Origin of the sequence: Rhizobium sp. CB3171 (assembly GCF_029714265.1) — a bacterium.
GTDB lineage: Bacteria > Pseudomonadota > Alphaproteobacteria > Rhizobiales > Rhizobiaceae > Rhizobium.
This window is the reverse complement of sequence record NZ_CP121652.1, coordinates 1,286,156-1,300,487: the sequence shown is the minus strand read 5'-3', so window position 1 is coordinate 1,300,487 and position 14,332 is coordinate 1,286,156. Positions and strand designations below refer to the sequence as shown.

13 protein-coding genes are annotated in these 14,332 nt (G+C 60.3%); 4 read left to right on the top strand and 9 right to left on the bottom strand.

Annotation, left to right across the window (positions count from 1 at the left end; all coding sequences use genetic code 11):
- Positions 1-125: 125 nt before the first annotated feature.
- Both QA648_RS06455 and mazG read left to right on the top strand, forming a co-directional pair.
- Complete coding sequence (locus QA648_RS06455) at positions 126-713, top strand: nucleoside deaminase (RefSeq protein WP_283050313.1); 588 nt, start codon at positions 126-128, stop codon at positions 711-713.
- A gap of 25 nt (positions 714-738) precedes the next feature.
- The gene (gene mazG, locus QA648_RS06450) at positions 739-1,575 is read left to right on the top strand and encodes a nucleoside triphosphate pyrophosphohydrolase (protein WP_283050311.1); all 837 of its coding nucleotides are present in this window, start codon (positions 739-741) and stop codon (positions 1,573-1,575) included.
- A 106-nt stretch (positions 1,576-1,681) separates the two neighbouring features.
- On the opposite strand, the gene hflX is transcribed toward mazG, so the two are convergent.
- From hflX to dusB, 8 genes are all read right to left on the bottom strand, one after another.
- Positions 1,682-3,046: a GTPase HflX gene (gene hflX, locus QA648_RS06445; RefSeq protein ID WP_199773572.1), complete on the bottom strand. Its 1,365-nt coding sequence runs from the start codon at positions 3,044-3,046 to the stop codon at positions 1,682-1,684.
- A gap of 48 nt (positions 3,047-3,094) precedes the next feature.
- A complete protein-coding gene (hfq, locus tag QA648_RS06440; protein ID WP_007693481.1) occupies positions 3,095-3,337 on the bottom strand; it encodes an RNA chaperone Hfq in 243 nt (80 codons plus the stop codon).
- Between the two features lie 108 nt (positions 3,338-3,445).
- Positions 3,446-4,309 (bottom strand): D-amino-acid transaminase, encoded by an 864-nt coding sequence (locus QA648_RS06435; RefSeq protein ID WP_283050303.1) that lies wholly within the window; start codon positions 4,307-4,309, stop codon positions 3,446-3,448.
- Between the two features lie 74 nt (positions 4,310-4,383).
- Positions 4,384-5,748 carry a sigma-54 dependent transcriptional regulator gene (locus QA648_RS06430; RefSeq protein ID WP_104823011.1) on the bottom strand — a complete coding sequence of 455 codons (1,365 nt, stop codon included), beginning with the start codon at positions 5,746-5,748 and terminating at the stop codon, positions 4,384-4,386.
- A complete protein-coding gene (locus QA648_RS06425) occupies positions 5,738-8,011 on the bottom strand; it encodes a PAS domain-containing sensor histidine kinase (protein WP_104823010.1) in 2,274 nt (757 codons plus the stop codon). The genes QA648_RS06430 and QA648_RS06425 overlap by 11 nt, the downstream gene beginning before the upstream one ends.
- A gap of 287 nt (positions 8,012-8,298) precedes the next feature.
- The gene (ntrC, locus tag QA648_RS06420; protein ID WP_104823009.1) at positions 8,299-9,750 is read right to left on the bottom strand and encodes a nitrogen regulation protein NR(I); all 1,452 of its coding nucleotides are present in this window, start codon (positions 9,748-9,750) and stop codon (positions 8,299-8,301) included.
- On the bottom strand, positions 9,747-10,901 hold the full coding sequence (locus tag QA648_RS06415) for a nitrogen regulation protein NR(II) (protein WP_283050299.1): 1,155 nt from the start codon (positions 10,899-10,901) through the stop codon (positions 9,747-9,749). Before QA648_RS06415 ends, ntrC begins: the two co-directional genes overlap by 4 nt.
- Entirely contained in the window at positions 10,898-11,926 is a 1,029-nt protein-coding gene (gene dusB, locus QA648_RS06410; protein WP_283050297.1) for a tRNA dihydrouridine synthase DusB, read from the bottom strand. Before dusB ends, QA648_RS06415 begins: the two co-directional genes overlap by 4 nt.
- Positions 11,927-12,146: 220 nt before the next feature.
- On the opposite strand from dusB, the gene QA648_RS06405 reads away from it, so the two are divergent.
- Together QA648_RS06405 and QA648_RS06400 are read left to right on the top strand one after the other, a co-directional pair.
- Complete coding sequence (locus tag QA648_RS06405; RefSeq protein ID WP_283050295.1) at positions 12,147-13,367, top strand: bifunctional 2-C-methyl-D-erythritol 4-phosphate cytidylyltransferase/2-C-methyl-D-erythritol 2,4-cyclodiphosphate synthase; 1,221 nt, start codon at positions 12,147-12,149, stop codon at positions 13,365-13,367.
- Positions 13,364-13,861 (top strand): CinA family protein, encoded by a 498-nt coding sequence (locus tag QA648_RS06400; protein WP_283050294.1) that lies wholly within the window; start codon positions 13,364-13,366, stop codon positions 13,859-13,861. Before QA648_RS06405 ends, QA648_RS06400 begins: the two co-directional genes overlap by 4 nt.
- Positions 13,862-13,876: 15 nt before the next feature.
- On the opposite strand, the gene QA648_RS06395 is transcribed toward QA648_RS06400, so the two are convergent.
- Positions 13,877-14,323: a type II toxin-antitoxin system RatA family toxin gene (locus QA648_RS06395; protein ID WP_104825088.1), complete on the bottom strand. Its 447-nt coding sequence runs from the start codon at positions 14,321-14,323 to the stop codon at positions 13,877-13,879.
- Between the last annotated feature and the right edge of the window lie 9 nt (positions 14,324-14,332).

Genomic DNA, 14,332 nt, shown 5'->3' with positions numbered 1-14,332 from the left:
TTTAGGACTTCTTGCTATCACGGATATTCCTATTGCCTGTGGCAAATGGAGTCCATACGTCATTTGCGCATTCCGCAGGGCCGACGATGCCGTTAAGATCGGGAAAAAGTTTCGGAGTGTGCCGCTTGTCCCCTAACACCATCGCCCCTCGCCTCCTCAGTGTGATGGAGCACGATATCCTGCCATTGACGCAAAGGGGCGTTGCTGCCGGAAACAAGGTGTTCGGCGCTGCGATCCTGCGCAAATCCGACCTGTCGCTGGTGATTGCCGAAACGAACAATGAACTCGAAAATCCGCTTTGGCATGGCGAAGTGCATGCGTTGAAGCGCTTCTACGAACTCGGCGAGAAGCCTGCGACCAAGGAGCTGATCTTCCTCTCCACGCACGAACCTTGCAGCATGTGCATGTCGGCAATCACCTGGGCCGGTTTCGATAATTTCTATTACTTCTTCAGCCATGAGGATTCCCGCGACGCCTTCGCGATCCCGCATGACCTGAAGATCCTGAAAGAAGTCTTCGGACTGGAACCGGGCGGCTATCGCCGGCAGAACGCCTTCTGGAACAGCTTTGCCGTCGCCGATCTCGTCGAAACCGAGGCGGACCCGCTGAAGGCGGCACTCAAGGAACAGACGGCGCGCATCAAGGCCGCCTATAACGCGCTCTCTGATAGCTATCAGGCGACCAAGAGAGACAACGACATTCCACTGAACTGAGATAGACAAGACTATAGAGGCCCCGATGCAAGCATCGAGAGACATATCCCGCCTGATCGAAATCATGGCGGCGCTGCGCAATCCCGAGACCGGTTGCCCCTGGGACATTGTCCAGACCTTCGAGACCATCAAGCCCTATACGATCGAGGAAGCCTACGAGGTTTCCGATGCGATCGAACGCAGGGATATGGACGATCTTTGCGAGGAGCTCGGCGATCTCCTGCTGCAGGTCGTTTTCCACGCTCGCATGGCCGAGGAAGCGGGCGAGTTCTCCTTTGGCGATGTGGTGGAAGCCATTACCCGCAAGATGATCCGCCGGCACCCGCATGTCTTTGCCGTCTCCGGCGCCGACACGCCCGACGCTGTGAAGCTGCAATGGGAGGAGATCAAGGCGGAAGAGAAGCGCGAGCGCGCCGAGCGGCGGGCGCGGCGGGGTATTGCCGAAGATTTCAAAACCGGTTTCCTCGGCTCGGTGCAGCGCACATTCCCCGCTTTGACCGAGGCCCTGAAATTGCAGGAACGCGCCGCCAAAGTCGGATTCGACTGGTCAGCACCCGAGCCGATCCTCGACAAGATCGAGGAGGAGATCGATGAATTGCGGGTGGCGCTTGCGAGCGGCGACAAGGCCAAGGTCAGCGACGAACTAGGCGACCTGATCTTCGCCGTCGTCAACATCGGGCGGCATGTGAAGGCAGACCCGGAGCAGTCATTGCGCGGCACCAACACGAAGTTCCGCCGCCGTTTCAATCACATCGAAACGACACTTGCCGCCGAAGGGGAAACCCTGGACGGCGCTTCTCTAGAACGGATGGAAGATATCTGGCAGGCGGCGAAGGCGATCGAGCGTCAGCTCGCCGAGTAGAGCAATCCAGTAAAAGTGCGAAGCGATTTTCCGTCCGGAATTGCGAAAAAACAAAAGGATAGAGCGGTTCTGCCATTCCGTGAAAAGCTGAACCGCTCGAGGACGCCTATTCCCAATCCTCACGCTGCGGCTTCGGGCCGTTGCCCATGCGTCGTTCCAGCTCCGCGGCCTCCGTCTCAGTCAAGCGCAGATCCAACGTGATCGTGCCATCCTCGTTGTCTTCCCGGTTATCGACGATGGCGTGATTGTAGAGCCAGGGCAACAATGCCAGCTTGTCGACGGGCAACGTGATCGTCGTCTCGGTCAGGACGCCGGAAAGCCGGCGGCTGATTTCGTTCATCAGGCGATCGACGCCCTCGCCGCTCCTTGCCGAGACCGCGATCACGTTTTCGGCGGTTGATGCCTTCTGGACGATGGCATCGTGCGCCTCCGGCTCCAGTCGATCGATCTTGTTCCAGACCTCGAGGATGCGCTCCGCCCCTTCCGCCTCGCCAATGCCGAGATCGCCGAGGATGCGCATGACATCGGCGCTCTGCGCTGGGTTGTCGTCATCCGAAAGATCGCGCACATGCAGGATCAGGTCGGCTTCCAGGACTTCTTCCAGCGTAGCGCGAAAAGCGGCCACCAGATGGGTCGGCAGGTCGGAAATGAAGCCGACGGTATCGGAGAGGATCACGGTGCGGCCATGCGGCAGCTTCATGCGCCGAAGCGTCGGATCGAGCGTCGCAAACAGCATGTCCTCGGCCAGGACGCCGGCGCCGGTAATTCGGTTGAACAGCGTCGATTTGCCGGCATTGGTATAGCCCACCAATGCCACGATCGGGTGCGGCACCTTCTTGCGCTTGGCACGGTGAAGCTGACGGGTGCGCACCACTTGTTCCAGTTCGCGCTCGAGCCGGATGATCCGCTCCTGCAGCATGCGCCGGTCGGCCTCGATCTGGGTTTCACCGGGGCCGCCCATGAAGCCCGCACCGCCGCGCTGGCGCTCAAGGTGGGTCCAGCTTCGAACCAGCCGGCCTTTTTGGTAATTCAAATGTGCGAGATCGACCTGCAGCGTGCCTTCCTTGGTGGAGGCGCGGCGGCCGAAGATTTCGAGAATGAGACCCGTGCGGTCGATGACCTTGGCGTTCCATTCCTTCTCGAGGTTGCGCTGCTGTACCGGCGTCAGCGGATGATCGACGATCACCAGGCCGGCGTTAAATTCATCGAGCAGCGCGCGGATTTCCTCGATCTTGCCTGTGCCGAGAAGCGTCGCTGGACGCGGATCGCTGATCGGCACGATCGAGCCATTGACAACGTCCAGGTCGATGGCAAGCGCCAGACCCTTGGCTTCTTCGAGCCGGCTTTCGGGGGAACGTGTAGTCGTCGTCGCACCATCTGCCTGCGCGGTGCGCGATGCGCGCGCCTGCTTCAGGACAGGCACAATGACGACAGCATGCGTATCATCCCGATGCTTTGCTGTTTCCGGGATGATGGAATCGTTTTTCGTATCGCGTGTCGTGATAACGGCAAATCCTAGTTAGGATGCGACTTCTTCGCTCTCGAACATCTGCATCGGTTGGCCAGGCATGATCGTCGAGATCGCATGCTTGTAGACGAGCTGAGAATGGCCGTCTCGGCGCAGCAGGACGCAGAAATTGTCAAAAGACGTAACAACGCCCGTGAGCTTTACGCCATTGATCAAAAAGATTGTGAGTGAAATCTTTTGCTTGCGAACAGTATTGAGAAATAGGTCCTGCAAGTTCTGAGAACGTTCCGCCATCGCGCCGCTTCTTTCTTTTTTGCCGGCCTAAGCCGGTGAAATATCAAGATATACTGAGACCCCGGACAGGAGATACCCTCATTCTCCCCTCTCCAGCGAATGTTGGTATCAAATCGCAGTCTTTTCCGCAACGTCGAAAAAGGCTTCGCGAATTTTCTGCGAAACGCTTCCCGGATGACCGTTGGCGATCGTCTCGCCATCGATGGCAACCACGGGAAAACAAATGCTTGTGGCCGCCGTGATGAACACTTCGCGCGCCGCCATCATCTCCTCGACGGAGAAAAACCGCTCGACGATGGGAAGCTCCAATTTCGCGGCAACGTCGATCAGCGTCGTGCGCGTGATGCCGCGCAGAATGCCGTGCTCGGCCGGACGCGTGACCAGGTTGCCATCGGAATCGACGATCCAGACGTTGGTCGCAGCCCCCTCCTTCACCATGCCGTTGTGATCGATATAGATGGCTTCCTGCGCGCCGGCTTCCTTGGCCTGCTGGCGAGCCAGCGCGTTCGACAGAAGCCCGACCGACTTGATGTCGACCCGATCCCAACGGTTGTCGCGCACGGTAATCGCCTTGATGCCATTGGCATTTTTCTTGGCGATGATGGACGGATCGGTGCTCTTGGCGGTGACGACGATCGAGGACGGCGTCCCTGGGGCCGGGAAAACATGATCACGCCGGGCAACACCGCGCGTGACCTGCAGATTGAAAAGGCCGTAGCGGACATGATTGCGGCGCAGAGTCTCGCGAATCACATGGATCAATGCCGCGCGGCTCATCGGCCAGGCGATGCGCAGCTCACCGAGGGAGCGGTTGAGACGGTCGAGATGCCGGGTCAGATCGACGATCAGGCCGTGACGGACCTCACAGACCTCGTAGACGCCGTCGGCGAATTGATAACCGCGATCCTCCACATGGACCATCGCGTCGCTGTGCTTGACGTAACGGCCGTTCACATAAGCTATTCTCGGCATGACGGACCCTGAGCGGAATTTTGTGAGGATATGAAGGATTTGCGTGGCAGATCGTCACTGCCGCGCAAATGATTTCAGACGCCGAGCGACTTCAGCTTGCGATGCAGCGCGGAACGCTCCATGCCGACGAACTCGGCCGTGCGCGAAATATTGCCGCCAAAGCGGTTGATCTGGGCAATCAGATAGTCGCGCTCGAACATTTCACGCGCTTCACGCAGCGGCAACGTCATGATGTGATAGTCGTTCTTGGCGGAGACCTTCGGCAGCATGTCGCCAAGATCGGTCGGCAACATCTCCGCCGTAATCGGCGTATCCGGGCCATCGGTGCGCGCCAGGATCATCAGGCGTTCGATATTGTTGCGAAGCTGGCGAATATTGCCCGGCCAATCATGCGCCTGCAGCACCGCCATGGCGTCGTCGCCGATCCGGCGCGAGCGGATGCCGGCCTGCTCGGAAATCTGCCGCATCAACTGGTCGACGAGGAATGGAATATCCTCGCGCCGCTCGGCGAGAGCAGGCACCCGCACCGGCACCACGGCCAGGCGATGGTAGAGATCTTCGCGGAACAGGCTTTCGGCGATCCGGCTCTCCAGATTGTAGGCCGTCGACGATATGATGCGCACATCGACTTTTACCCGCTTCGAGCCGCCGACGCGCTCGAATTGCTGATCGACCAGCACGCGCAGGATCTTGTTCTGCGTCTCGCGCGGCATCTCGCCGACTTCGTCGAGATAGAGGATGCCCCGATGCGCCTCTTCCAGCGCGCCGATCTTGCGTGGCTGGCCGGGCGAACCCTCGGTCCCGAACAGGGCGATCTCCATGCGTTCGGGCGTGATCGTTGCGGCATTCAAGGCGACGAAAGGACCATTGGCGCGCGACGACTTCTTGTGAATCATACGGGCCACCAGCTCCTTGCCGGAACCGGAGGGGCCGAAGATCATCACGCGGCTATTGGTGGGAGAGACCTTGTCGATGGTCTGGCGAAGCTGCGAAACGGCAACCGACGTGCCGATCAGCTCGACGGCATCACCGGTGCGGCGCTTGAGCTCCGAGACCTCGCGCTTCAGCTTGGAATTTTCCAGCGCCCGTTCGGCGATCAGGATCAGCCGGTCTGCCTTGAACGGCTTCTCGATGAAATCGAAGGCGCCGCGCTTGATGGCGGAGACGGCGGTTTCGATGTTGCCGTGGCCGGAGATCATCACGACAGGCAGCTCCGGATGCCGTGTCTTGATCTCATCCAGCAGCGACAGGCCGTCGAGCTTGCTGCCCTGCATCCAGATATCGAGGAAGATCAGCCGCGGCGCGCGGTCGGAGATCGCCGCCAAAGCGCTGTCACTATCAAACGCAGTGCGAGTCTCATGCCCCTCATCTGAAAGAATTCCCGAAACGATTTCGCGGATATCTTCCTCATCATCCACCACGAGAATATCAGATGCCATATACGCTTTCCTTGTCACTTGCTGTCTGGGCGACGGCGGCCTGCTCACGACGCGGCAAATGCACGCGGATCATGGCACCCCTGCCCTGGTCGAAATCGGCGGGAGCATCATGCAATTCGAGCTGCCCGCCATGGTCTTCAATGATCTTCTTGACGATCGCGAGACCGAGGCCCGTCCCCTTCTCGCGCATCGTCATGTAAGGTTCGAGAATGCTGTGCCGATTCTCGACCGGCAGGCCGCGGCCATTGTCGATGACGTCGACCGTAAAGCGATCGCGCTCAGCATCCAGGGATGAACGTACAAGGACCTTAGGCTCCTCGCGGGTCTCGCCGCTCGGCACGCCCTCGATCGCCTCGACGGCGTTCTTTATGAGATTGCCGAAAGCCTGACCCAGCATGCGCGTGTCAAACATGCCTTCCAGTCGCTCGTCCCCGAGTTCGCGCTCGAACTTGACGTGATTGTTGCCCATTTCGCGTAGGAACACCGCGTCGCGCAGGATGTCGCGCAGATCGCTCGGTTCCATCGTCGGTTTCGGCATGCGGGCAAATGACGAGAATTCATCGACCATGCGACCGATATCGCCCACCTGGCGGATGATCGTGTCGGTACATTGATCAAAGACCGGGCGATCGGCCTCGGCGATATTCTTGCCGAAGCGGCGGCGGATGCGCTCGGCGGAAAGCTGGATCGGCGTCAGCGGGTTCTTGATCTCATGCGCGATACGGCGGGCGACATCGGCCCAAGCGGTCGAGCGCTGGGCGATGACCAGATCGGTGATGTCGTCGAGCGTGATGACGTAGGATTCATTCGCGTCGCGCGACTCCTCGCGCGTCACCTGGACGCTCAGCGTCCGCACCGTGCCGCCGCGCACCAGGCTGATCTGCTTGCGGAAATCATTGCGATGCCGGGTCGTCGCTTCCGTCACCACCTGCTCGACCTCAGGGGCTATCTCCGCCAGGTTCTTGCCGACAAGCTCATCGCTCTTCAGGGTCAGCAGCTCTTCGGCAGATGTGTTGGCAATGGTGATGCGCCGGTCGTGTTCGACGCCGATCACGGCCGCAGTGACGCCGGAGAGCACCGCTTCGATGAAGCGGCGGCGGTCATCCACCTCGTCCTTGGCTTCAAGAATCTCGTCGCGTTGGGTGCGTATCTCCGCGATCATCTTGTTGAAGGTGCGCGACAGGCTGCCGACGTCGCCATCGGCCGCGCGCACCGGCACCAGCACATTCATGTTGCCGGAGGCGACATTGTCGGCTGCACTGATCAAAAGCCGGATCGGCCGAACGATGCGGTCGGCAACCGCGATCGCGGTCCAGATCGCCGCCAGAAGCACGATCAGCGCAAAGCCGATATAGAGCACGGCAAAGGCGATCTGCAGGGACATGCGTCCTGCTTCCATCGCCTTGTATTCGGCCGTGTTGTCTTCGACCATGCGCATGGCGTTCATGACGCGCGGATCGACGGCCCGGACGGTGTAGAGGAAGGAGCCGGGAATCTCGTCCAGTTTGAGGATGGCGCCGACGAGGTTGGTCACTCCGGGCGGTATGAGCGTCGGCTGGCCGTCGGCGGAGGCGTCGAGCGCATCCTTCGGAATTGCTGGCAGCGGACGCTCGGTCTTGATGTCGGCTTGAACGATCGCGCTGCCGTCACGGCGCACCAGGAAAGCCCCCAGTAAACCGCGGCCCTTGGCCTGACGGGTCATCAGATCGGCAAAACCGGTGCGGTCGAGGCTATAGAGCGTGCGATTGCGCTCCAGATCGTTCGCCATGGAAACGGTCTGGCCCTGCAGGTAGCTGGCGTTCTCCATCAGGTAGGCTTGGGCGACATTCTGCGAGGAACTGATGATCTGCTGCGTGCGCAGCGCAAACCAGCGGTCTAGGCCGACATTCAGCGTCAAGCTGGCGACAATGGCCACGAGGATCGCCGGGGTGATCGCAACGATGGAAAAGAGAACGACGATGCGGATATGCAGACGCGCCGCCGCGCGGCCGCGACTGCGCGCTTTCACAAGGCGCGCAACTTCGCGTGCGATCAGGGCGATCAGCCCCAGAACGAACAGGCCGTTGATCACAACGGAGGTGAAGACGACAGAGGATGTAGGGGCAATCGGTGTCAGCCCCAGAAGCATGAGAAGCGTCGCAATCGCGCACAAAAGCGCGCCGCCGGCCAAGATCAGGCCAGGGAGGGCGAAGGATGCTCGACGGTCCGTCACTTTGACGACCGCCTCGTCGCTCGCTTGCGGCGACACCGCGTCCTGCTTCATTCCCATCGTCTCCGGGCCCAGGCGGCGGTCGGCGCCTTGGCCAAAATTGCATCAGCACCGTTTTGGCAGCAGCAGGAGTGACAGGCAAAGGTGGGAACCGTCATCCGGCTTCGCGCTCGACGCAAAACCTCCGCTTCAAATCATTGGAACAATGAACTGAAACTGCTGAACAATTTCCCCTTGCGTGGGAACACACCCGACGAATCATTACCATAAAAACAGTGAACCGGCTGCGTGACCTTTAAGCAACGCATTGTGGCGAAAATGCAACGCATCCGATCACATTGTCAAGCCGTCCGGGAGCTTCGATAGACGGAAACACCCAGTTCTCTGATCTTTTTGCGCAGTGTATTGCGGTTGAGACCGAGCAGATCGGCGGCTTTGATCTGATTGCCGCGGGTTGCGGTCAATGCCGCAAGGATCAGCGGATATTCCATTTCGGTGAGGATGCGATCATAGAGCCCGGGCGGCGGCAGATTGTCGCCGAAGCTCGCGAAATAGGTGCGCATATTCTCCTCGACCGCCTGGGCGATGGTCATATTCCCCGTGCGGACCGGGCCTTTTTCGATCGGACTGTCGGGCACATCAGCCCGCAGTTCGGCATCGATGATCTCCTTGGTGATGACATCCTGCGGATAGAGCGCCATCAGCCGACGGATAAGATTTTCCAGCTCACGCACGTTGCCAGGCCAAGGATAGGCCTTCATCAGCTCTAGGGCTTCCTGGTCGAAACGCTTGGAGCCCAGCCCCTCTTTCTCAGCCTGCTGCACGAAATGGCGGACGAGATCGGGAATATCCTCGGCACGATCGCGCAGCGGCGGCAGGCGCAGCGGCACGACGTTGAGGCGGTAATAGAGGTCCTCGCGGAAGAGGCCCTGATTGATCGCCTGCTTCAAATCCTTGTTGGTGGCGGCAACGATACGGACGTCGGTGCGGATCGGCGTACGGCCGCCGACGGTCGTATATTCGCCCTGCTGCAGGACGCGCAGCAGACGGGTCTGAGCGTCCATCGGCATATCGCCGATTTCGTCGAGAAACAGCGTGCCGCCCTCGGCCTGCTCGAAGCGACCGGTCGAGCGCGTCTGCGCGCCGGTGAAGGCGCCCTTCTCATGGCCGAACAATTCCGATTCGATCAGGTCGCGCGGGATTGCCGCCATGTTGATGGCGACGAAGGGGCCATTGCGGCGCTTGCCGTAATCATGTAGCGCGCGGGCGACGAGCTCCTTGCCGGTGCCGGATTCGCCGGTGATCATCAGCGTCAGATCGGTCTGCATCAGACGCGCCAGCACACGGTAGATTTCCTGCATGGCGGCAGAGCGGCCGACCAGCGGCATTCCGTCCTGTATGTCGTCATCAAGCTTGGCGGGCTTGCGCTTCGGTTCGGACAAAGCGCGGCCGATAATGGCGATCAGCTCCGTCAGGTCGAAGGGCTTCGGCAGATAATCATAGGCGCCCTTTTCAGAGGCCTTGATCGCCGTCATGAAGGTATTCTGCGCACTCATGACCAGAACGGGCAGCTCCGGCCTCGCCTTCTTGATACGCGGCAGCAGGTCGAAGGCGTTTTCGTCAGGCATCACGACATCGGTTACAACGAGGTCGCCTTCGCCGGCGGAAACCCAACGCCAGAGCGTGGCGGCATTGGATGTGATGCGCACATCATAACCCGCGCGGCTCAAGGCTTGATTGAGCACGGTGCGGATGGCCGCATCGTCATCGGCGACAAGGATCGTAGCTGTCATCGAGTAGTCCCTGTGGAGTTCGGAAAAGGAGCGTCTTCAAGCGTAATGCCTTTGGAGGCCGGCATCAGGACGCGGAAAGTGGTGCGGTGATTCTGGCTATCGCATTCGACGATGCCGCCATGATCGCCGATGATCTTGGCGACCAGCGCGAGGCCGAGGCCGGTCCCGTTCGTCTTCGTCGTGATGAACGGATCGAAGAGATGCGGCAGAAGATCGGAGGGCACGCCCGGGCCGTTGTCGATCACACAAAATTCCAGCGGCAGCGAAATCTTTTCGCGCGTGCCGGCCACGGAAAGGCGGATGCCCGGGCGATAGGCCGTTGTCAGCATGATCTCGCCATCCGGCCGATCGCCGATGGCTTCGGCAGCATTCTTCACCAGATTGAGAAAGACCTGCACGAGCTGGTCTCTATTGGCATAAACAGCCGGCAATGACGGGTCATAATTCTCGGTGACTTTGATATTGCGCGCAAAACCGGCCTTGGCGACCGCCTTCACGTGATCGAGGACGGAATGGATGTTGACCGGCACACGGTCGATCGGACGCTCATCGGAAAAGACCTCCATGCGGTCGACCAGCGAGACGATGCGATCGGTCTCGTCGCAGATGAGGCGCGTCAACCCGCGATCATCATCCTCCACCGATTGTTCGAGCAATTGGGCCGCACCGCGGATGCCGGAAAGCGGGTTTTTGATCTCATGCGCCAGCATCGACGCAAGGCCGGTCACCGAACGGGCGGCAGCCCGGTGGGTCAATTGCCGGTCGATCTTGTCGGCCATCGACCGTTCCTGAAAGACGATCACCACAGAGCCGGGTTCGCTCGAAACCGGCGCGACATAAATGTCCACAAGCTTGTCCTGGCCGAGACGCGGCGAGCTGAGATCGACGCGGTATTCGTTGACCGGGCCACGGCGTTCGCGCACCTGATCGATCAGCGCCAGCAGCGGACTGCCGAAGGGAATGAAGGTGGAAATCTCATAGCGGGACAGATGCGAGGCGCTGGCGCCGAAAAAGGCTTCGGCCTCCCAGTTGGCAAAAGCGATCAGGCCGGCCTCGTTGACCATGACGACCGGGTTCTGGATCGCGTTGAGAACGGCCATGGCCACGCTGCCCATGTGATCCGCGGCTCCGGAATCGGATTTGGAACTCATGCGGCCTCCTGGACGCCTTGGGCGAGATCGGACGCGGTCCGCAGAGCCGCATGGAACAATGCCGCCACTTCCCGGCTGTCTTTCGAAGTCATGATCCCTGCCTTTTCAGCGCCTGTTATGGTGGGAGCGTAACGGTCCAGATACCAGCCGAGATGTTTACGGGCATGGCGAATGCCAACGGCTTCGCCATAGAACGCGAGCATCATCTGATAATGCTCCAAGGCGATATCGGCGATCTCGCTGCGGTCCGGGTGGCGATGGCCGGCAAGCACGCCCGCGTGCCACGGCCGCCCCTGACAGCCGCGACCGACCATGACCGCATCAGCGCCGGAGCGGCGAAGTATCTCAAGCGCATCCTCAGGCGTGTCGACATCGCCATTGGCCACCAGCGGAATGGAGACGACATCGCGAACGGCGCGGATCGCATCCCAATCCGCCCTGCCCTCGTAGAACTGCATGCGCGTGCGACCGTGGATGGTCACGAGCTGGATTCCAGCTTCCTCGGCTCGGCGGGCGATATGCGGCGCGTTGATGGTATTTTCGTCCCAGCCGAGCCGCATCTTCAGCGTCACAGGAATATCGACCGCCTTAACCGTCGCCTCGACTAGGCTCAGCGCGTGATCCGGATCGCGCATCAGCGCCGAGCCGGAATAGCCGCCGATGACCTTCTTGGCCGGGCATCCCATATTGATGTCGATGATGTCAGCGCCATTGTCGGCGGCAATTTTCGCCGCCTCGGCCATCCAATGCGCCTCGCGGCCGGCCAGTTGCACCATATGCGGCTTCAGGCCGGCACTTCTCAGGCGCGCCCAGGATTCCGCCGTGTCCTGCACCAATTCGCGGCTGGCGACCATTTCCGTCACGACCAGGCCGGCCCCATAGCGCAAAGCGAGCTGCCGGAAAGGCAAATCGGTCACACCCGACATCGGCGCGAGGATCACGCGATTGCGGATGGGCACCGGGCCGATGGAAAATGGGGCTGCAAGCTCGGACGGAAACAAATGATTATCTTTCAGGCACACCATATATTTGCACTATTTTTAGACAGTCTTGCGGAGCTTGCCAAGAGGTTTCGGAGAACGCCGATATTTTTTGGGCAGATGCTGGAAAATACCCATTCGAGGCGATAGACCCTGCTGGAGCGAGATCCCGCTTTGGCGATCTGCTTATCATGATCCCATCCAAGAACCGCTTCACACTTTTGGGGATCATGCTGGAGCGAAAGCCTTTCATCCCTGGGGGTTTATGACGCAAATGCACTCATTGCAACCGATGTCGATCGGAATCGTGATCGTTGCAGCCGGGCGTGGCGAGCGGGCGGGATCGCCCGAAGAAGGTCCGAAGCAATATCGCCCGATCGGCGGCCGGTCGGTTATTGCGCATACGCTTGAAAAATTCGTGACATGGCCGCAGGCGGCAAAGATCGTGATCGTCATTCATCGCGACGACGAGATATTGCTCCAAGCCGCGCTGCAACAGGTTGCCGATTCGTCCGAGGTCGAGATTGCTTTTGGCGGCGTGTCCCGTCAGCAATCGGTGCTTGCGGGGTTACGGAAACTGGAAAATGCCGACGTCACGCATGTCATGATCCATGATGCCGTACGCCCCTTCTTCGACCATGATCTGCTCGATCGCGTCGCCGCCGCGCTGGCTGCCGGTGCACCTGCCGTGCTGCCTGCCATGCCCGTGACAGATACGCTGAAACGAGCCGATGCGGCTGGACTGGTGATCGAAACCGTACCCCGCTCGGGCCTTTACGCCGCGCAGACACCGCAGTCCTTCCGCTACGCCGATATTCTGGCGGCGCATGAAAAAGCCGCCGCCGAGAATAAGACGGATTTCACCGACGATGCCGCGATCGCCGAATGGAGCGGCCTGCCGGTGACGCTCGTTGCCGGCAGTTCGGACAATATCAAATTGACGATCAAAAGGGATATCGCCATTGCCGATGAAAAGCTTTCCGCAGGCCTGCTGCCGGATGTGCGCACCGGCAACGGCTATGACGTCCACCAGCTTGAGCCGGGCGACGGGGTAACACTCTGCGGCGTCTTCATTCCGCACGATCAAAAGCTGAAGGGTCATTCCGACGCCGATGTCGCTCTGCATGCGCTGACGGACGCCCTGCTTGCCACCTGCGGCGCCGGCGATATAGGCGACCATTTTCCGCCCTCCGATCCGCAATGGAAGGGTGCCCCCTCCCGCATCTTCATCGAACATGCGGCAAAGATCGTCCGCGATCACGGCGGCACGATCATGAATGCCGATGTCTCGTTGATTGCCGAAGCGCCGAAGGTCGGACCGCACCGTGAGGCGATGCGCGCGAAACTCGCCGAGTTCCTGGGAATCAGCCTGGAGCGCTGCTCGGTGAAGGCGACCACAAACGAAAAGATCGGCTTCGTCGGCCGCCGCGAGGGCATCGCGGCTATCGCGACGGCAACGGTGGTCTATCGCGGAGGCAAGGCATGACGCATTTTCCCGACGATATTCTCGCGCTCGCCCAGGGCATCATCACCGATTTCGCCGCCAAAGGCTGGATGGTCGCCACGGCGGAATCCTGCACCGGCGGGCTGATCGCAGGCGCTTTAACGGAAATTCCCGGCTCGTCAGCCGTCGTCGACCGCGGCTTCGTGACCTATACGAATACGGCGAAGATGGACATGCTCGGCGTGCAGGAGCAGACGCTCGTGCAGTTCGGTGCTGTTTCCAGGGAGACGGCGCTGCAGATGGTGCATGGCGCCCTTTTCCGCTCCCGGGCTGACTTTGCCGTCGCAGTCACCGGTGTTGCCGGACCCGCTGGCGGCTCTGCGGAAAAGCCCGTGGGGCTGGTCCACCTCGCCGCCAAGGCGCGTAACGGCGCACTCATCCATTATGAAATGCGCTATGGCGATATCGGCCGCGACAAGGTTCGGCTCGCCACCTTGAAGACCGCATTGGAAATGCTGATCACTCTCGGCAAGTAATGCCTAACTCCCGCCTCAGGCGTAGATCTTCTTCGCGCGTGTCTCGAAGGCATCCGTGAACATACGGAAAGCGCGATCGAACATCGATCCCATCAGGGCGCCGAGGATGCGGCTCTTGAACTCATAGTCGATGAAGAAATCAATGCTGCAGCCGCCGTTTTCCGATGGCGTGAAGCGCCAGCGATTGTCGAGATATTTGAACGGCCCGTCGATATATTTCACGTCGATCGCCCGTTCCGGCTTGTTGAGCAGCACCTGCGTCGTAAAGGTCTCGCGGATCGCCTTGTAGCCGACAGTCATATCGGCAATCAGCAGGATCTTGCCGTCGCGCTCCTTGCGATTGCGGACAATCAGCGCCTCGCAAAGCGGCAGGAATTCCGGATAGCGCTCGACATCGGCGACGAGGTCGAACATCTGTTCAGGCGAGTGTGGGACGGGGCGGTGCGTTTCGAACTGAGGCATGAGCGGCAA

Bases quoted from the DNA above. Each gene is read 5' to 3' on its own strand.
- mazG (WP_283050311.1), top strand. From the start codon at position 739: ATGCAAGCATCGAGAGACATATCCCGCCTGATCGAAATCATGGCGGCG.
- hfq (WP_007693481.1), bottom strand. From the start codon at position 3,337: ATGGCGGAACGTTCTCAGAACTTGCAGGACCTATTTCTCAATACTGTT.
- QA648_RS06435 (WP_283050303.1), bottom strand. From the start codon at position 4,309: ATGCCGAGAATAGCTTATGTGAACGGCCGTTACGTCAAGCACAGCGAC.
- QA648_RS06430 (WP_104823011.1), bottom strand. From the start codon at position 5,748: ATGGCATCTGATATTCTCGTGGTGGATGATGAGGAAGATATCCGCGAA.
- QA648_RS06425 (WP_104823010.1), bottom strand. From the start codon at position 8,011: ATGAAGCAGGACGCGGTGTCGCCGCAAGCGAGCGACGAGGCGGTCGTC.
- ntrC (WP_104823009.1), bottom strand. From the start codon at position 9,750: ATGACAGCTACGATCCTTGTCGCCGATGACGATGCGGCCATCCGCACC.
- QA648_RS06415 (WP_283050299.1), bottom strand. From the start codon at position 10,901: ATGAGTTCCAAATCCGATTCCGGAGCCGCGGATCACATGGGCAGCGTG.
- dusB (WP_283050297.1), bottom strand. From the start codon at position 11,926: ATGGTGTGCCTGAAAGATAATCATTTGTTTCCGTCCGAGCTTGCAGCC.
- QA648_RS06405 (WP_283050295.1), top strand. From the start codon at position 12,147: ATGACGCAAATGCACTCATTGCAACCGATGTCGATCGGAATCGTGATC.
- QA648_RS06400 (WP_283050294.1), top strand. From the start codon at position 13,364: ATGACGCATTTTCCCGACGATATTCTCGCGCTCGCCCAGGGCATCATC.
- QA648_RS06395 (WP_104825088.1), bottom strand. From the start codon at position 14,323: ATGCCTCAGTTCGAAACGCACCGCCCCGTCCCACACTCGCCTGAACAG.